The sequence below is a fragment of the Bradyrhizobium liaoningense genome, from assembly GCF_018130955.1.
GTDB classification, from domain to species: Bacteria; Pseudomonadota; Alphaproteobacteria; order Rhizobiales; family Xanthobacteraceae; genus Bradyrhizobium; species Bradyrhizobium liaoningense_C.
On record NZ_JAFCJM010000005.1, the window covers coordinates 25,842 to 44,106 of the forward strand.

16 protein-coding genes and 1 tRNA gene are annotated in these 18,265 nt (G+C 62.9%); 10 read left to right on the forward strand and 7 right to left on the reverse strand.

The window, feature by feature from the left end; translation table 11 throughout:
• Positions 1-77: 77 nt before the first annotated feature.
• The 5 genes from JQ632_RS05525 to JQ632_RS05545 form a co-directional block, all read right to left on the reverse strand.
• Complete coding sequence (locus JQ632_RS05525) at positions 78-1,103, reverse strand: isocitrate/isopropylmalate dehydrogenase family protein (RefSeq protein ID WP_249151429.1); 1,026 nt, start codon at positions 1,101-1,103, stop codon at positions 78-80.
• A gap of 46 nt (positions 1,104-1,149) precedes the next feature.
• The gene (gene acnA, locus JQ632_RS05530; protein WP_212401274.1) at positions 1,150-3,846 is read right to left on the reverse strand and encodes an aconitate hydratase AcnA; all 2,697 of its coding nucleotides are present in this window, start codon (positions 3,844-3,846) and stop codon (positions 1,150-1,152) included.
• 61 nt (positions 3,847-3,907) lie between these two features.
• On the reverse strand, positions 3,908-5,311 hold the full coding sequence (locus JQ632_RS05535; protein WP_212401275.1) for a 2-hydroxycarboxylate transporter family protein: 1,404 nt from the start codon (positions 5,309-5,311) through the stop codon (positions 3,908-3,910).
• A 183-nt stretch (positions 5,312-5,494) separates the two neighbouring features.
• Positions 5,495-6,844, reverse strand: a complete 1,350-nt coding sequence (locus tag JQ632_RS05540) for an MFS transporter (protein WP_212401276.1) — start codon at positions 6,842-6,844, stop codon at positions 5,495-5,497.
• A gap of 124 nt (positions 6,845-6,968) precedes the next feature.
• Positions 6,969-7,994: an ABC transporter substrate-binding protein gene (locus JQ632_RS05545; RefSeq protein WP_212401277.1), complete on the reverse strand. Its 1,026-nt coding sequence runs from the start codon at positions 7,992-7,994 to the stop codon at positions 6,969-6,971.
• Between JQ632_RS05545 and JQ632_RS05550 the strand changes: the two genes are divergently transcribed.
• The 4 genes from JQ632_RS05550 to JQ632_RS05565 all read left to right on the forward strand — a co-directional run bounded on the left by JQ632_RS05550 (position 7,993) and on the right by JQ632_RS05565 (position 10,783).
• Positions 7,993-8,820 carry a response regulator transcription factor gene (locus JQ632_RS05550; protein WP_312015568.1) on the forward strand — a complete coding sequence of 276 codons (828 nt, stop codon included), beginning with the start codon at positions 7,993-7,995 and terminating at the stop codon, positions 8,818-8,820. The genes JQ632_RS05545 and JQ632_RS05550 overlap by 2 nt on opposite strands.
• Positions 8,817-10,250 carry a sensor histidine kinase gene (locus tag JQ632_RS05555; RefSeq protein WP_212401278.1) on the forward strand — a complete coding sequence of 478 codons (1,434 nt, stop codon included), beginning with the start codon at positions 8,817-8,819 and terminating at the stop codon, positions 10,248-10,250. The genes JQ632_RS05550 and JQ632_RS05555 overlap by 4 nt, the downstream gene beginning before the upstream one ends.
• 61 nt (positions 10,251-10,311) lie before the next feature.
• A complete protein-coding gene (locus JQ632_RS05560; protein ID WP_212401279.1) occupies positions 10,312-10,515 on the forward strand; it encodes a hypothetical protein in 204 nt (67 codons plus the stop codon).
• Positions 10,499-10,783, forward strand: coding sequence for a hypothetical protein (locus JQ632_RS05565; RefSeq protein ID WP_212401280.1), 285 nt, complete (start codon positions 10,499-10,501; stop codon positions 10,781-10,783). Before JQ632_RS05560 ends, JQ632_RS05565 begins: the two co-directional genes overlap by 17 nt.
• Before the next feature lie 38 nt (positions 10,784-10,821).
• Here JQ632_RS05565 and JQ632_RS05570 read toward each other — a convergent pair.
• A tRNA-Gln gene (locus JQ632_RS05570) sits at positions 10,822-10,896 on the reverse strand.
• 244 nt (positions 10,897-11,140) lie between these two features.
• Here JQ632_RS05570 and JQ632_RS05575 point away from each other — a divergent pair.
• The 3 genes from JQ632_RS05575 to JQ632_RS05585 all read left to right on the forward strand — a co-directional run bounded on the left by JQ632_RS05575 (position 11,141) and on the right by JQ632_RS05585 (position 14,669).
• Positions 11,141-12,919 carry an acyl-CoA dehydrogenase gene (locus JQ632_RS05575; RefSeq protein WP_212401281.1) on the forward strand — a complete coding sequence of 593 codons (1,779 nt, stop codon included), beginning with the start codon at positions 11,141-11,143 and terminating at the stop codon, positions 12,917-12,919.
• A gap of 430 nt (positions 12,920-13,349) precedes the next feature.
• Complete coding sequence (locus JQ632_RS05580; protein WP_212401282.1) at positions 13,350-14,108, forward strand: enoyl-CoA hydratase-related protein; 759 nt, start codon at positions 13,350-13,352, stop codon at positions 14,106-14,108.
• A 120-nt stretch (positions 14,109-14,228) separates the two neighbouring features.
• On the forward strand, positions 14,229-14,669 hold the full coding sequence (locus tag JQ632_RS05585) for a hypothetical protein (protein ID WP_212401283.1): 441 nt from the start codon (positions 14,229-14,231) through the stop codon (positions 14,667-14,669).
• Positions 14,670-14,724: 55 nt separating this feature from the next.
• Here JQ632_RS05585 and JQ632_RS05590 read toward each other — a convergent pair whose 3' ends face one another.
• The gene (locus tag JQ632_RS05590; RefSeq protein ID WP_249151430.1) at positions 14,725-14,916 is read right to left on the reverse strand and encodes a hypothetical protein; all 192 of its coding nucleotides are present in this window, start codon (positions 14,914-14,916) and stop codon (positions 14,725-14,727) included.
• A gap of 168 nt (positions 14,917-15,084) precedes the next feature.
• Here JQ632_RS05590 and JQ632_RS05595 point away from each other — a divergent pair, with 168 nt between their 5' ends.
• The 3 genes from JQ632_RS05595 (at position 15,085) to JQ632_RS05605 (ending at position 18,127) form a co-directional block, all read left to right on the forward strand.
• Positions 15,085-16,746: a bifunctional UDP-sugar hydrolase/5'-nucleotidase gene (locus JQ632_RS05595; protein ID WP_212401284.1), complete on the forward strand. Its 1,662-nt coding sequence runs from the start codon at positions 15,085-15,087 to the stop codon at positions 16,744-16,746.
• A gap of 124 nt (positions 16,747-16,870) precedes the next feature.
• Entirely contained in the window at positions 16,871-17,800 is a 930-nt protein-coding gene (locus JQ632_RS05600) for a histone deacetylase family protein (protein ID WP_212401285.1), read from the forward strand.
• Positions 17,801-17,875: 75 nt separating this feature from the next.
• Positions 17,876-18,127 carry an exodeoxyribonuclease VII small subunit gene (locus JQ632_RS05605; RefSeq protein ID WP_212401286.1) on the forward strand — a complete coding sequence of 84 codons (252 nt, stop codon included), beginning with the start codon at positions 17,876-17,878 and terminating at the stop codon, positions 18,125-18,127.
• Positions 18,128-18,265 lie beyond the last annotated feature (138 nt).

Consider the following 18,265-nt stretch of genomic DNA (forward strand, 5'->3'; position numbering starts at 1 on the left):
ACCAATCGGTAATTTGAGTTTCCGGCCGACACTTCGATCGGCCGCATCGCCTAAGACGCGGGTACCGTTCCGCGAAATCACGCCGCGAGGCGCTTGATGATCGCGCCGGCGAAATCCGACGTCGAAACCTTGCCACCGAGATCGGCGGTGCGGACATTGTCGATCTGCAGGGTCTGCTCGATCGCCGTCCGCAACCGCGTGGCAAGATCGTCCTTGCCGACGTGCTTGAGCATCAGGCCGGCCGCCAACAGCAGCGCGAGCGGATTGGCGATCCCCTTGCCGGCAATATCGGGCGCCGAGCCATGCACCGCCTCGAAGATCGCGGCCTTCTCGCCGATATTGGCGCCCGGCGCCATGCCGAGGCCGCCGACGAGCCCGGACATCTGGTCGGACAGGATATCGCCGAACAGATTGGTGGTGACGATAACGTCGAACTGCCACGGGTTCATCACGAGCTGCATGGCGCAGGCGTCCACGATGCGGTCATCCATCGCAATGCGCCCTTCATACTCCTTGGCGATCTCGCGGCCGGCCTGCAGGAACAGCCCGGTCAGCGCCTTCAGCACGTTCGCCTTGTGCACCACAGTGACCTTCTTGCGGCCGTGGCTGAGCGCATATTCGAATGCGAAGCGGACAATGCGCCGCGCCTCCGCATGGGTGTTGACGCCCGAGGAGATCGCGACCGCGTGCGGATCGTCGCCGACAGCGATGAAATGCTCGAACGCCACGTAGAGGCCCTCGATGTTCTCGCGGATCAGGACGAGGTCGATATCCTCATAACGGCCGCCGGGCACCATCGTCTTCACCGGGCGGAGATTGGCATACAGCTCGAACTCCTCCCGCAGGCGGACGTTGACCGAACGGAAGCCGCCGCCGACCGGGGTCGTCAACGGTCCCTTCAGCGCGAGTTTGGTGCGACGGATGCTGTCGATCAGCACGCCCGGCAGCGGATCGCCTGATCTCTCGATGCCGGCCATGCCGCCCTGCTGCACATCCCATTCGAACGGCGAGCCCAGCGCATCCAGAATGCGTGTCACTGCTGCCGTGATCTCGGGGCCGATCCCGTCGCCGGGTATCAACGTCGCCGGAATTTTGCCTGACATGTTCATTTCCCCTGTCCTGATTGCGTCTTGGGAGAGTGGCGGTCCGTCACGCCGCGAGCTGGCGCAGCACGTAAGGCAGGATGCCGCCGTGCTTGTAGTAGTTGAGCTCATCGAGCGTATCGATGCGGCAAGTCAGCGGGACCTGCTTCACCGTGCCGTCCGCCATCGTGATGTCGATGGTGATGCGCTGGCTGGGTGTGATGTCGGAGAGGCCCTTGATCGAGACCTGCTCCGCTCCGGTCAGGCCGAGGCTCTTCCACGAGGTGCCCTCGTCAAACACGAAAGGCAGGATGCCCATGCCGACCAGATTGGAGCGGTGGATGCGCTCAAAGCTCTGCGCGATCACGGCGCGAACGCCCAGCAGCTTGGTGCCCTTCGCCGCCCAGTCGCGTGAGGAACCGTTGCCGTATTCGACGCCGGCGAACACGACCAGCGGAACCTTTTCGCGCTCGTAGCGCATGGCCGCATCGAAGATCGGCATCCGCTCGCCGGACGGCTGATGCACGGCCCAGCCGCCTTCAGGCGTAGCGCCATCCTCGCCTTTCACCGCAAAATTCCTGATGCGGATGTTGGCGAAGGTGCCACGCACCATCACCTCGTGATTGCCGCGCCGCGTGCCGTATTGATTGAAATCCTCCTGCCGCACCTGGCGACCGCGCAGGAATTCGCCGGCCGGCGATGACGCCTTGATGGAACCCGCCGGCGAGATGTGGTCGGTCGTGATCTTGTCGCCGAACAGACCCAGGACGCGCGCGCCGACGATATTGCCGGTCGGCGCCGGTGTCATGGTGATGTCCTGGAAATAGGGCGGGTTCTGCACGTAGGTCGACGACATGTTCCAGCGGTAGGTCATGCCGGTAGCGACCTTGACGGCCTTCCAGTTGGCGTCGCCCTCAAACACGTCGGCATATTTGGTTTCGAACATCTCGCGCGTGACGTTGTCGCGGATGAACCGCTCGATCTCGGCGTTGGAGGGCCAGATGTCCTTCAGGAAGACGGGAGCTCCATCGGTACCCGTGCCCAGTGGCTCGTTGACGAGATCGACCTGCAGCGAACCGGCGAGCGCGTAGGCGACGACCAGCGGCGGCGAAGCCAGGTAGTTCGCCTGCACGTCAGGCGAGACGCGGCCTTCGAAATTGCGGTTGCCGGACAGCACCGCCGCGCCGATCACGCCATTGTCGTTGATCGACTTCGAGATCTCCTTCGGCAGCGGGCCGAAATTGCCGATGCAGGTCGTGCAGCCGAATCCGACCAGATAGAAGCCAAGTGCGTCGAGGTCCTTCTGTAGACCGGATTTCTCGAGATATTCCGCCACCACCTGCGAACCGGGCGCAAGCGAGGTCTTGACCCAGGGCTTTGCAGTGAGGCCCTTGCGCGCCGCATTGCGCGCCAGCAGGCCGGCGCCGATCAGCACCGAGGGGTTGGACGTGTTGGTGCAGGAGGTGATTGCGGCAATGACGACGTGGCCGTGGCCGAGCTTGAAATCCTTGCCTTCGACCGCGAACTGCCTCGCGGCCTGGCCCTGCTTGCCATACTCGCTTTCGAGCGCGCCGAGGAAGTTTCTCTTGGCGACACTGAGGCCAAGCCGGCCCTCCGGGCGCTTCGGCCCGGCGAGCGACGGCACGACGTCGTCGAGATTGAGCTCGAGCGTATCGGTAAACACTGGATCCGGCATTCCCGGTGTCCGGAACAGGGCCTGCGCCTTGGCATAGGCCTCGACCAGCGCGATGCGGTCGCTGGCCCGGCCGGAGAGGTTGAGATAGTTGAGCGTTTCCTGGTCGACGGGGAAGAAGCCGCAGGTCGCGCCATATTCCGGCGCCATGTTGCTGATGGTGGCGCGGTCGGCGAGCGTCATGTGGTCGAGGCCGGGTCCGTAGAACTCCACGAACTTCCCAACCACGCCCTTCTTGCGGAGCATCTGGGTGACGGTGAGCACGAGATCGGTCGCCAGCACGCCCTCACGCAGCTTGCCGACCAGCTTGAACCCGATCACTTGCGGCACCAGCATCGAGAGCGGCTGGCCGAGCATCGCCGCCTCGGCCTCGATGCCGCCAACGCCCCAGCCAAGTACGGCGAGGCCATTGGCCATCGTTGTGTGGCTGTCGGTGCCGACCAGCGTATCGGGATAAGCAAAGGTCTTGCCGTCGCGCTCGGCGGTCCAGACCGTCTGCGCCAGATATTCGAGATTGACCTGGTGGCAGATGCCGGTGCCGGGCGGCACGACGCGGAAATTGGCGAAGGCGCCCTGCCCCCATTTCAGGAAATTGTAGCGTTCGCCGTTCTGCTCATATTCGCGTGTGACGTTGTCCTGCAGCGCTTCGGGGTTGCCGAAATGATCGACTACGACGGAATGATCGATCACGAGGTCGACCGGCACCAGCGGATTGATCCGTGAGGGATCGCCGCCCAGCTTCTCCATCCCGTCGCGCATCGCCGCAAGATCGACCACGGCCGGCACGCCGGTGAAATCCTGCATCAGCACGCGGGCGGGACGAAAACCGATCTCGGCGCCAGCCGATCCGCGATCCTCGGTCCACCGCGCCAGCGCCTCGATGTTGGCGCGGGTCACCGACTGGCCATCCTCGAACCGCAACAGGTTCTCGAGCAATACCTTGAGCGAGAACGGCAACCGTGAAGCGCCCGAAAGGCCGTTTCTCTCCGCGTCCGGCAACGAGAAATAGGTGTAGGTCTTGTCGCCAACGGACAAAGTCTTCCGGCACTTGAAGCTGTCGAGACTGGTCATGAGCAGGCAATCCTCCGCGAATGCTCTTCGACGGAAATCGCTTCGATCTGCGGCTGGATGATCATTTCATGTATCCCATGATGATCAGCACCACCGTGACGGTGACCGCACCACCGATGCGGGTGGCGATCTGCGCGAATGGCATCAGCTGCATGCGGTTGGCGGCCGTGAGGATCGCGACGTCGCCGGTGCCGCCCTGTCCGCTGTGGCAGGCATTCACGATCGCGGTTTCGATCGGGTACATGTTCATGAACTTGCCGACGGCGAAGCCGGTCGCCATGATCGTGACCACCGTCGACATGATGGTGATGATGTTGGCGAAGTGGAACGCGGCGACGAGCTTGTCCCAGGGCGTCAGCGCGACACCGATCGCAAACAACAGCGGATAGGTCATGTTGGTCCGCACGAACTCGTAGACCACCATTCCGCCCTGCTGCAGCTCCGGCGACACCGCGCGGCTCACCTTGGCGAGCACCGCCAGGAACAGCATCGCTACCGGTGCCGGCAATCCGAACAGATGATGGCAGAGCACGCCGAGCAAATAGAGCGTGATCGCGGTCAGGCCTGCGGCCGCAATCGTGCTGACGCCGACATGGCCGACACCCTGCTCCTTGCCGCCTTCCTCGTGCACCGCATGGATATCCAGCTCGTCGTCACCGTGCGGCTGCAGCCGGCCCTCGCCGGTGAGATGCGGGTATTTCTTGCCGACGAAGTTGAGTGCGCCGGAGAGCAGGATCGCCGTCAGGCTGCCCAGCATCACCGGTGGCAGCACCTGCGCGAACACCTCGCCCTGCGGCACGCCGGTCAACGCAGCGTAACCGATCGACAGCGGAATGGCGCCCTCACCGACGCCGCCCGCCATGATCGGAACCACGACGTAGAAGAAGGTGTGTTTTGCACCGAGGCCCAGCGCAGTCCCGACGGCCGTGCCCACTACAGCGGCGGCGATTGAACCGATCACGAGCGGCACGAAGATCTTCAGGAAACCGCGGATCAGCACGTCGCGGTCCATCGCAAAAATGCTGCCGACGATGATCGAGGCGATGAAGAGGTAGAGGAAGTTGGTCGACTTGGTGAAGTCGATGATGGATTTCTGGACCTGCGCCGGGATCAGGTGATAGAAGGCAAGCGCCGACGGAATAAAGGTGGCGAAGATCGCACCTGCTCCGATACTCCGCAGCAGCGGCAACCGCTTGCCGATCTCGGCGCAGGTGAATCCGCCGAGCACCAGCACGACGATCATGGTCGGGCCGTCCGACTTGACCTCTCCGGTATAGACGAGTGCAGCCACGACCAGGATCAGGAGAACATAGATGGGAACCGGGATTATTCCGACCCGGAAATCGGTCAGGCGCCACCAGCCCTCGGGCCAGAACCGCCGGCTGACATCCGACGAAACCACCTTGTCCGGTCCGCCCGTGCTTTCACGATGCGAGGTAATACCGCCTGCGTCCTGCGCCGACATGTCCGCAATCCTCCCTCTGATTTGTTTTTGCAAGGAGTAGACCCAGCCCACGCCCCGCAAAGGCGGGCATAGCGCGAACGTCTTCCAAGTCTTGTTGTTGGGAGGCAGGATAGATCGCGCAACCTGTCAATAAGCTGTCACGCGCCCCGCATCCGTACGGTCGTCGCCGAATGTTGGCAAGCTCTAGCTAACGTGCGCCTCGGCGCGAACTGGCGATCCCCAGGCTCGTCGTTGAATTCGCCCAAGCAGCAGAACCATGATGGCTCCTGCGGCAGTGAGGAATGCAAGAGGCAGCAAGGACAGCGGGAAACTTCCCGTCTGATCCTTGATCAGGCCGAGTAGCGACGTCGCCCCACCAGTCCCCAGGTGCGAAATCGTGTTGATCGCCGCAATGCCGCTCGCGGCCGTCGCGGGCGAAAGCACCTCCGTCGACAACGCCCAGAACGGGCCCTTGATCGCGTAATTGCCGATCAACACGAAGGTCAGCAGTAGCAGGGTGACCGTCAGCGACGACGTTAGGTTTGTGGCAAAGAGGCACAGTGCGGTCAGAGCAAGCGGCAAAGCGGTGTTCAAATAGCGCTCGCCATTCTTGTCTGCTCGCATGCCCCACAGAATCATGAAGACGGAGGCGATTCCAAAGGGAATCATATTCAGAAAGCCGGTCTGCAAGTTCGTCAGCCCAAACGACTTGAGGATCTGTGGCTGCCAAAGCGACAAGGCATTGCTCGTAGCCGAGCTGCCGGCATAGATCAGGGCAAGAGCCCAGATGTAGGGATTTGACAGGACTTTCCAAAGCGGCAGATGCCCGACGGCGGTCGATCGCGACCGGCTCTCATACTCAAGGCGACGTTGCAGCCACTCGCCTTGTTCGCGCGTCAACCATTTGGCCTCGGCGGGGCGGCTCGGCAAAACAAAGAAAATCGTCACGCCCAATAGCACTGCGGGCACGGCTTCGACGATGAAGAGCCATTGCCAGCCATGCAAGCCCCAAACTCCGTCCAGTTCAAGCAGTGCTGCCGAGAGAGGAGAACCCACAAAGCTCGAGATCGGAATAGCCACCATGAAAGTTGCCACCACGCGCGCGCGATAGCGGGACGGAAACCAGTAGGTCAGATAGAGGATGACGCCGGGAAAAAAGCCGGCTTCGGCCGCGCCGAGAAGAAAGCGGCTCAAATAGAACGAGTAAGGTCCAACGATGAAGGCCGTTTCAATTCCGACCAGCCCCCAGGTGATCATGATGCGCGCGATCCAGAGCCGGGCGCCTACCCTTTCCATTGCAAGGTTGCTCGGCACCTCGAACAGCACGTAGGCGACAAAGAACAGTCCGCCACCAATGCCGAACATCGCCTGGGTAAGACCAACGTCCCTGTTCATGGTGAGCGCGGCAAAACCCGCGTTCACCCGGTCAACATAGGCGATAAAGTAGCACAGCATGAGGAAGGGTAGCAGCCGCCACATCACCTTGCGCATGGTGTCGGCCTCGATGGCCGACGGCGGCTCTAGCTGCGCCGACGGAGCACTTAAACTGGCCATGGCCGATCCTCCTCATTGCAAACCCGTACGCGAGCGGGCCTTGCGAGCGTCTTCCCTGTCTTTTGTTGGGAAGCAGGATAGGTCGGCTAACCTGTCAGCAAGCTGTCATCACCTTCGGCGGGGCTCAATACGCCTGCAGGAACTCTTTCCAATCCTTCAGAAAGCGCCGACGCTTGGCCTGATCCAGATAGGTCAACAGGTCGATGCTCAGCGCAATCGGCCGTGCCGCTATTTTTGCGTCGGCATTGCCGGCAACTACGGGCTCCGTGTCCTCGCGAACCGAACCGAGTGAATGTCGGGCCAACAACGCCTGGCCGTTACGCGACAGCAGAAAATCGACGAAGCGCCTGGCGAGCTCCGGCTGTTGCGCGGACTGCGGGATCAGCGCGATTCTCGACAGCAACAATGTATAGTCGCTGGGAAATACGACGCCGATATCCTGATCGCGCTTGGCGCGCTCCAGCGCATATGAACCAAGCACGTTATAGGCCAGCACCAGATCGCCGGCACTGACCCGATCGATCATGGGACCGGACGAGGAGTAGAGCTTGACCTTTGCACGTCCCATCGCTGCCACCAGCTTCCAGGTCTGCGCCGTGACGCGCACGTCCTGTGTGATGAACAGCAGTCCCGTTCCGCTTCGCTCGGGATCGTAGGTCGCGATTTTACCCTGAAACACCGGCAGATGATCCGTCAGCAAGCGCAACAATTCCGCATGGTCTTTCGGAACCAGGCCTTCGTGCAGTAGCCTCTTGTTGAAGACGATCACGACCGGCTCAGCCGTGACGCCGTACGCCCGATCCTTCCAGCGCGCCCAGCCGAAAATCCCGTCGGCCTCGGCCGAGCGGTACTCGGCCGCATATCCGTCATTGGCGAGCTTGATCTGGAGGTCCATCGAAGAACTCCATACGACGTCGGCAGTGCCTTTTGTCCCGGCGGACTTCACGACCTGGTCGAACAGGTCGGTGGACAGAATCTTGGAATATTCTACGGCAACGCCTGGGTTTAGCTTCGTAAACTCGGAGACCAGGTCGGCGGCTTCGGACAGATCCGTCGTCGTCTTGACCACGAGGCTGACCTGCGGCCGGTCGGTTGCGGCCTTCTGGCCTGCGCCAGGGTCTTGGGCGAAGGCGAGGACGCAAAGGGACATGTTGACCGCAAGCCCGACGATACCGGCGAGCGGGCGGCAAACGGGCGAAGCAAGGCAAGCCAGTCGCATAGGCGATGCGCAATCTTTTGACGTCGTGATACATCTGAACTTACATTGCCACGTTTGGCAACGCCCTGGCCCCGGCTCGAGGACAATCGTCTTGCGTATCCTGATTATCGAGGACGATACGTCGCTGGTGAGCGGGCTGAAGAAAGCGCTGGCACCGGCCGGCTTCGCCGTCGATCATGAGATCAGCGGCGCGGCGGCGATCGAGATCGTGCCTTCCGAAGCCTACTCGCTGATTGTACTCGATCTGGGCCTGCCAGACCTGCCGGGCCAGGAGGTGTTGCGCCGACTACGCAGCAGGGGCTGCAAGGTGCCGATCCTGATCCTCACGGCGCTGGGAGAAGTGAAGGACAAGGTCAAATGCCTCAACCTTGGGGCGGACGATTATCTCACCAAACCGTTCGACCTCGATGAATTCGAGGCACGGGTAAAAGCTCTTGTGCGGCGCGGCAAGGGACGCCCCGATCCGATCCTGCGATGCGGATCCCTGTCGCTCGAAACGTCTACCGCGTCCGCCACGATCGACGACAAGCCATTGACGCTGCGCAGACGAGAAGTCACGGTCCTCGAAATCCTGATGTCGCAGGCAGGTCGCCTCGTGCGCAAGGAACGGCTGATTTCAGAGGTGTTCGGCTTCGACGACCCGGTAGCACCTAACGCGATCGAACTCTATGTCGGGCGGCTGCGGCAAAAGCTCGGCCCGAACGGACCAAAAATCAAGACAGTGCGAGGGCTCGGCTACCTGATGGAGGACAGGTGACACCAGGAAAAGCCCCTTCGTTGCGCCGCGCGCTGCTTCTCAATCTGCTCATTCCGACCAGCCTGCTCGCTGCCGCGCTTGGACTTGCCGGGTTGCTGTTGATCCACAAGACCATCGAAACGGCTTACGACCGCGTGCTTGACGGTTCGGTAAAGGCTATCGCCGAACGGATTGCCGTCGAAGACGGTGAAATCTCGGTCGATCTGCCGCAAGTCGCGCTCGGGATGCTGGAGACGAGAGCCAATGACAGCGTCTACTACAGTGTGTCCTACGATCAGACGCTCGTGACGGGCTATCAGGACTTGCCGCTTGCAGACGCGACCGCGATTCCGGTGGGTACGATCAAGCATCTCAATTCCCTTTACAGGGGGACAGAGGTACGCGTGGCGGCCATGACTCAGGCTGCGTACGGCAAGTCGCCGCCTGTCCTGATAGAAGTCGCCGAGACGACGAACGGAAGAGCAACGGCACGACGCGAACTCCTGCTCGCGCTGGTGGCGCTGGAAATCGGTATCATCGCCACGGCTGCCGTTCTGGTGTGGTTTGCTGTGCGGCGCGGACTTTCGCCGCTGGTGGACCTCGGACGCGAGATCGACGCGCGGCAATTCGGTGCTGGAACGAGTCTTCGACGGCTGGAGCTCGAACATATCCCCTATGAGGCGCATCCGCCTGTTCGCGCGATCAATGAACTTTTCGCCCGGCTCGAGGCGGCGATCCAGGTGATCCGGGATTTCATTGCAGATGCGTCGCATCAGATGAAAACGCCGCTCGCTTCGTTGCGGGTCCATTTGGCGCTGCTGCAGCGTGATTCCGGGCATCTGTCGGAAAGTATCGATACCATTGCCGAGATCGAGAGATCGACGAAACATCTCGATCGGTTGGCGGCCCAGCTCATCGCGATGGCGCGCGCGGAACAAGCGGCCGTTGCGACGCCAAATGTCGATGCTGTGCCCACCGATCTCGTCGCGAGCACGAGCGAGGCCATCGGAACGATGGCTCCCTTTGCAGCAGCGAAAAATGTTGAGCTGGCGTTTGAGACCGAAATCGAGAACGCACAGGTCCACGCGGATCCATCGATGCTGCACGACATTCTGACCAACCTGATCGACAATGCGATCAGGTACAATCACGACGGCGGGTCCGTTGTCGTCAGCGTTTTCGCGAGCAGCGGCCGCTATGCCGTGAAGATCGCCGATAGCGGACCGGGGATTGCCCCTGAACATCGGGAGCGTGTGTTCGACCGCTTCTATCGCATCCCGGCGGCCAATCGTCCGGCGGGCTCGGGACTCGGACTCTCCATCGTCCGCACCCTGCTGCGGCAGGATGCCGGCACAATCGTATTGACGGAAGGTATCGACGGCCGCGGCCTCGCCGTTACGGTCAGCTTCGCCGCGATAAATCCGCACCTTCAGGCACATCAACGGGGGTGAACCCGCGTATTTCGATTTGAGGCCACATGCTGTACGCATCGAGCACCACAAGAACAGGGCGTTGGTCTGGCATCCGCTCGAAGAGACTCTCGACGGAGAGACCGTCAAGTTTTACGCCGAAGCGGAGGACATTTTGGGCCATCTGCCCAAGCTCGGCGTCCCGATGATCATGCGTCGGATCCAAAGGGGTGAACGCAAGGGCGATGCCAAGTGTGGTCCTACCCCGGCATGGAAAAGTGGTGCAGCAGATGCGCAAGAAGATTGACGGCGTGTCGAAGCTGTTCACGCTTGATGCCTGCCGGCACGGCGGCATGACCGAGCTTGAGGAAGCCGAACTAATAACGGACGGCCACGGTCGTGCGCTCTCCGGACACAAGACCGCACAGGCCTATCGAGGTTATGCCAAGGAAACGATGATGCGAGCTTTGGCTGCGACTCGTAACCTGCCTTCGGTCTTCGGCCAAAACGAAACCAGCACAGAATTTCCAAACGAGGCAAACCGATTTCCAAATGCATTGGAAACTCAGTCTTGAGCATGGCCGTTTTCATAACAAAATCAGCACGTTGCCACTGGCTGGGGCGGGAGGGATCGAACCTCCGAATGGCGGAATCAAAATCCGCTGCCTTACCGCTTGGCTACGCCCCAACGCTGTCAGGGGATCGGCGCAAGACCCGGCACAATCCCTCGGACGGAGCCGGTCTATAGGGAGAAGCGGGGCATTTCAACAGTCTGAGCGGTGCAAATTGCGCCGCGGCAGCCCCTTGCCACGCCACACTCTATTATGGGGCCGGCGCGTTCCACATCCGGGCCCGGTTCGGCCGTCCCCGGCAGTTGAGCCCTTGGCGGTTTCATGGGAATACGGCGCCAATGATGTCCAGGGGAGTATGCCATGACCTATCGCGCACCAATCAATGACATGTTGCTTGCGCTCAACCATGGCGCCGGCCTGAAGGCTGCGCTCGAGGCCGGTCATTACGGCGATTTCGACGCCGATATCGCCGCGGCCGTGCTGGAGGAAGCCGGCAAGTTCGCCACCGACGTGCTGGCGCCGCTCAACCGCATCGGAGACGAGCACGGCATCAAGCTCAGGGACGGTGAGGTCACGACCGCGCCGGGTTGGCCGGATGCCTACAAGCGCTGGACCGATGGCGGCTGGAACGCGGTCTCGGGGCCGGAGGCGTTTGGCGGCCAGGGCCTGCCGCTTGCCATCAATGCGGCGTGCACGGAGATCTGGAGCGCGTCCAACATCGCCTTCGGCCTCTGTCCGTTGCTCACGGCCTCCGCGATGGAGGCATTGGAGGCGCATGGCAACGACGAACTGAAACGGATCTATCTCGAAAAGCTCGTCACCGGTGAATGGACCGGCACGATGCAGCTCACCGAGCCGCAGGCCGGCTCCGACGTCGGCGCGCTGCGCACTCGCGCGGAGAAAATGGCCGACGGCACCTATCGCATCAAGGGGACGAAGATCTTCATCACCTATGGCGAACACGACATGACCGACAACATCGTGCATTTCGTGCTCGCGCGCCTGCCGGACGCGCCCGGCGGCACCAAGGGCATTTCGCTCTTTCTCGTTCCGAAATTCATGGTCAACGCCGACGGCTCGCTCGGCGCCCGCAATGACATCTACGCCTCCGGCGTCGAGCACAAGCTCGGCATGCACGCCTCGCCCACCTGCACCATGACCATGGGCGATCATGGCGGCGCCATCGGCTTCCTGATCGGCGAAGAGAACCAGGGCATGCGCTGCATGTTCACGATGATGAACCAGGCGCGCCTCGGTGTCGGCCTGGAAGGCGTCGGCGTTGCCGACCGCGCCTATCAGCAGGCGCTGGCGTACGCGCAGGAGCGCAAGCAGGGCCGCGCCGTCGGCAAGACAGGCGACGGGTCGGATGCGATCTTCGTGCATCCAGACGTCAAGCGCATGCTGATGCGGATGCGGGCGCAGACCGCGGCCGCGCGCACGATCTGCTACGCCACTGCCGTCGCGATCGACGTTTCGACGCGCGCCAAGGATCCCAAAGTGCGCGCCGAGGCCGCGGCACGCGCTGCGCTGCTGACGCCAATCGCAAAGGGCTATTCGACCGACATCGGCAACGAGGTCGCCTATCTCGGCGTGCAGGTCCATGGCGGCATGGGTTTTATCGAGGAGACCGGCGCCGCGCAGCACTATCGCGACGCGCGCATCACCGCGATCTACGAGGGCACCAACGGCATCCAGGCGATCGACCTCGTGACCCGCAAGCTCGGCGCCAATGGCGGCGCCTCGGTCTGGGCGCTGCTGTCGGAGCTCTCCGGAATCGTCAAACAGGTCGAAGCCTCCAACGATCCCGGCTTCGGTACAACGAGCACGAAGTTGCGCGAGGCGCTCGGCTCGCTCGAGCGCTCGAGCAAGTGGCTCCTGGAGCGCGTCAGTGCGGCGCCGAACGATGCGCTCGCGGGCGCAACGCCCTATCTGCAGCAGTTCGGCGCCACGCTCGGCGGCTGCATGCTCGCCTCCGAGGCGCTCGCGGCGAAGGGCGACGGCAACTCGGAAGCGCCGCGCTACGTCGCGCTCGCCCGCTTCTTCGCCGAGAACATCACCGTGCAGGCGACCTCGCTGGAGCGGACGGTTACGGAAAGCGCCGAATCGGTCGCCGCTGCGGACGCCGTGTTGCTGGGGTAAGGCTCGCTTCGCTCAAGGATCTCAACTGTCATGCCCCGCGAAGGCGGGGCAATCCAGTACGCCGCGCCCCTCCGTATCGTTTGCGCTGCCTCTGGAATACTGGATCGCCCGCCACAGTGCACGCACAAGGCGGACGATGATGACGGCGTGCTTGGGTTCCGCCACCGCTATTAAGGAGGTAGTATGGGCTGGCCTCACCGCGGGGGAACGGTATCCCAGACAACGGCAGCCCCTGAGACACGCGCAAAAGGCGAGTTTGCCGCGCGCTTTCGCTGAAATCGCAGTGCAATGGCCGCGCCGCGAAAGCTCCCGCGCGTCATCGCGCCACCGTGGAAAGGTGCACCCTCAGGTTTGGCACCTCTGCGAGATGATGTAGGCTGACGGCCATGGCCAGCGGCAACGGCGCTGCAGCGGCCGCGGGGGACCGTCCATGCCGAATGGCAATATCGTCGTCAGCGAGGAACACGCAACGCGCGTCGTGACCTTGCGCCGTCCGAACAAGAAGAACGCGATCACGCAGGACATGTATCGCGAGATGAGCCGCGCGATCGACACGGCGCAGAACAATCCCGAGATCCGCTGCATCATCATCACGGGCGGCTCCGGCGTGTTCACCGCCGGCGACGATATCGACGATTTCCTCAAGGCCGACACGGCGCGGCCGGAGACGCTGTCGAACGCAGCAAAATTCCTCTATTCGCTGGCGCTGAACGTGAAGCCGATCATCGCCGCCGTGGACGGCGCCTCGGTCGGCATGGGCACGGTTCTGCTGTTCCATTGCGACTACGTGCTGGCATCGACGGCCGCGACCTTTTCTGCGCCCTACATCAACCTCGGGCTCATTCCGGTCGGCGCGTCCAGCCTCCTGATGCCGAACACCATGGGTTACCAGCGTGCGTTTGCGATGCTGGTGATGGGGCGAACCTTTTCGGCCGAGGAGGCGCGCGTGGCTGGCTTCGTCAATGCCGTGGTCTCGCCTGGGCATACCGAAGTCGAAGCCCGCAAGGTGGCGCGCGAGATCTGCAGGCTGCCGGCCGAGGCGGTAGCGATTTCCCGCAAGCTGCTGCGAACACCACCCGAACAGCTCACCCGCCGCATCGACCAGGAGGCTCATCTGTTCGGCGAGCGGCTCAAGTCCAACGAGGCTGTCGCCGCCTTCAACGCCTTTATGATGCGGAAGAGACGCTAGGGGCGGGCCGGCGAGACAGTTGCTGTTGCCCGCTGAGATCGACCAGAGATTGATCTGGATCAAGAGCTTCGGGGCTTCATGCTGCGATCGTGCGCCACGCAGGGGGGCGTGGAGCGACGCATGCCCCTCACTCGCTACTTTCTCGTTGTCGGCACGGCGTTGCTGGCGCTGCTGCTCCTTGCGAACGCCTGTCTACCGACGCCGCCCCTCCAGGAGAGGGCTGAGTCCAATCAAGTCGTCATCCGCATTCATGCCGATCCCAAATGGCCTCAGCGCGTGGAATACGACACCAATGCTCCGGCGATCCCGCCTCAACAGACGGCGAGCACGGAAACCCAGGCCCCGGATCCACCAACGACGACCGCGGATGTCCCGGCCGCAGCCCGAGGGGCGTTCGCCCAATTGCAACCGTCCAACGCCGCCCAGCCTCGGCCGCCGGAGACAAGAAAGCGGGAGGCGAAACTGCATCAGCGCAAGCCGGCTAAGCGGCGCGTGGTGCCGCAGGAGTTCTTGATCGGACGGCAAGCACGCTTTGACTGGTTTGGCCACGGCAACTGGTGAACGGTGACCGCACTGCCAGATGCTCGCCTGAGACTCGATGGAGAGGGGCCGCCCCTCACTCGCCTCTAGCGGTCCCCATCGTTGCCTCGAGCCGCACATCCTCTTCGCTGTGGATGTCTCTCGCTTCCTCCAGCGCCAGCAATCGTGTGAGCAAGCTCCGCCGCTCCTCCGTGAGGTCCGGGTCGGCAAGCCGCCTCTTGAAGATGTTTAGATTCTCATCGTGGATGAACGCTTTCAGCGATCCCATCCGTTTCCTCCCCACCAGGCATTTGCCTGAAGGTGATGCTAGAGCTCTTGCACCTGCACGGTAATTGTCCCAACGGACATAGGCCGTCGTCCGTGACCGGGGCCGTGCCCGGGAAGCAGGGGCAAAAGCCTTCGTGAAATCTTCACGTGGTGTGATAATTCTGGACGTATGCGCCTCCTCTCCAACCTGATATCCGCCGCGCTTGCGCTCAGTCTCGCCTCGCCCGCCCTCGCGCAAAGCTCTGCGCCGGTCGAGCTGCGCATGCTCGCGATCAACGATTTTCACGGCAATCTGCGGCCGCCGCCGGGCGGCATCCGGATCGGCGATCCCGAGGATGGAGCCAAGAAGGTGATGGTCGCAGCCGGCGGCGCCGAATACATGGCGACGCTGGTCAAGCAATTGCGCGAGGGCCACAGGAACACGATCTTCGTCGCGGCCGGCGACCTGATCGGCGCGAGCCCGTTCTTGTCGGCGATGTTTCACGACGAGCCGTCGGTCGAAGCCTTGTCGATGATGGGACTTGCGATCACCTCGGTCGGCAATCACGAATTCGACGAGGGCAAGGCGGAGCTGTTGCGCATGCAGAACGGCGGCTGCCATCCGGTCGACGGATGCCAGGGACCGCATCCCTTCACGGGTGCCAAGTTCCACTACCTTGCCGCCTCCACCGTCGAGACCGCGACCGGCAAGAGCGTGCTGCCGCCCTACGAGATCAGGGAATTCGACGGCGTCCCCGTCGCCTTCATCGGATTGACGCTGAAGGGCACCGCCGGCATCGTCTCGCCCGCGGGCATCGCCGGGCTCGAATTCCGCGACGAGGCAGAGACGGTGAACGCGCTGGTCCCGCAATTGAAGGCACGGGGGGTCGAAGCCATCGTGGTTCTCATCCATGAAGGCGGTGAGCCAACCGGGGATTACAACGAATGTCCCGGGATCTCCGGGCCGATCGTCGATATCGTGAAAAAGTTCGACCGTGCTGTCGACGTCGTCGTCAGCGGCCACACGCATCGGGCCTATGTCTGCAACATCGACGGCAGGCTGGTGACGAGCGGCGACAAATACGGCACACTGGTCACCGCCGTTGATCTCAAGCTCGATCCGGCGAGCCGCGACATCATCAGCGCCAGCGCCGAAAACGTCATCGTCGCGAATGCCTCGCTCGCGAAGGATCCCGAGCAGGCGGCGCTGATCGACGCCTATGACAGGCTCGCAGCCCCGATCGCGGGCCGCCCCGCGGGCGCGATTACGCAGACACTGTCGCGCGTCCCGAACCAAGCCGGCGAGAGCGCGCTCGGCGACATCATCGCCGACGCGCAGCTTGCTGCGACGAGAGAGGCCAAGGACGGCGGTGCCGTCATTGCGCTCACCAACCCCGGCGGCATCCGCACCGACATCACGTTCAAGGACGACGGCATGGTCAGCTTCGCCGATGTTTTTGCGAGCCAGCCGTTCCGCAACCTGCTGGTGACGCAGACGCTCACCGGCGCGCAGCTCAAGGACATGCTGGAACAGCAATGGCTCGATCCGAAGCGGCCACGGATCCTCCAGGTGTCCCGGGGTTTTGGCTACGCCTGGGACGCCTCCAAGCCGTTCGGCGAGCGCGTGCTGGTCGATCGCATGACGCTCGACGGCAAGCTGATCGATCCGGCGGCCGGCTACCGGGTCACGGTCAATGACTACCTCGCGAGCGGGGGCGACGGATTTACCGTCGCCAAAGAGGGCACCGCGCGCCAGGTCGGCGTCTATGACGCGGACGCGCTGTTTGCGTATTTCAGGGCCTCAAGCCCGGTTTCCCCGCTCGCACCGGCGCGCATCGTGCGATTGAATTGATCTCGATCAAAAATCGAGCCGGCCAGCCCACCCTTTCCCATCGTCCGGCAAAATCCTACATTGCGTTTTGGCGCCGGATGGGCCAAGCGACGTCAATGTGGGATCCTCTTGTGAGCACGAGCTGATGAGCACGCTTCTTCTGAGCCACAAGGCTTGCCTCGACCATGTCACGCCGCAGGGCCATCCCGAGCGGCCGGATCGCCTGCGCGCGGTGGAAGAAGCCCTGTCGCATGAGCGCTTCCAGTTCCTGGTGCGCGACCAGGCGCCCGAGGGCAATCTCGACCTCGTCACGCTCTGCCACAACGAGCATTACGTCACCGAGCTGCGCCACATCGCGCCGTCCAGCGGCCAGGTCTATATCGACGGCGACACCTCGATGTCGCCGGGCACCTGGGAAGCGGTGATGCGCGGCGTCGGCGGCGCGGTGGCAGCGACCGAGGCGGTGATGGCGGGCGAGCACCGCAACGCCTTCGTCGCAGTCCGTCCGCCCGGACACCACGCCGAGATCAACAAGCCGATGGGTTTTTGCTTCTTCGATAATGTTGCGATCGCCGCGCGGCATGCGCAGCGCAAATACGGCATCAAGCGCGCGGCCATCGTCGATTTCGACGTGCATCATGGCAACGGCACCCAGGACATCTTCTGGTCGGACCCGACGGTGATGTACTGCTCGACGCATCAGATGCCGCTGTTCCCGGGCACCGGAGCCCGCGGCGAACGCGGCGATCACGACACCATCGTCAACGCGCCGCTCGCCTCCGAAGATGGCGGGCCGGAATTCCGCGCCGCGTTCGAGAACCTGATCCTGCCGCAGCTCACGAAGTTCAGCCCGGAGCTGCTCATCATCTCCGCGGGCTTCGATGCGCATTACCGCGATCCCCTCGCCTCGCTGAACCTGCGCGCCGAGGACTATGCCTGGGTGACGAAGAAGCTGATGGAGCTTGCGGACAAGTCGGCCGGCGGGCGAATTGTTTCGGTGCTCGAGGGCGGCTATGATCTGCAAGGGCTGAAAGAATCTGTTACGGCCCATGTCGGCGCCTTGATGGGCGCCTGACGCTTCTCGCCACATTGCGCCCGCAAAATCCTGCTTCCTGTCGTGCACGAAGCGGGCGGGCAATCGGAAACGGAAATGGCCGAAAACACCCAAATCGACGTGACCAGGCTTTCGTTCGAACGCGCGATCGAGGAATTGGAGACGATCGTGAAGCGGCTCGAGGACGGCAAGGTGCCGCTGGAAGAGTCGGTTGCGATCTATGAACGCGGCGAAGCTCTGAAGCGCCGCTGCGAGGAACTGCTGCGCCAGGCCGAGGCCCGCGTCGACAAGATCACCACGGATGCCAGCGGCCAGGCGGCAGGCACTGTGGCCCTCGACGTGCAGTAGGCCCCACGGCTCTCCTCCGCGCCCCTAAGCCATTCAGACTATTGGGGGAATGCGCCCTAACGCCGCCACGGGGAATCAGCAAATAGCTCTTGGCCTGACCGACGGCCTGCTATAGTCCCGAGGGCGAGGGTGCGATCC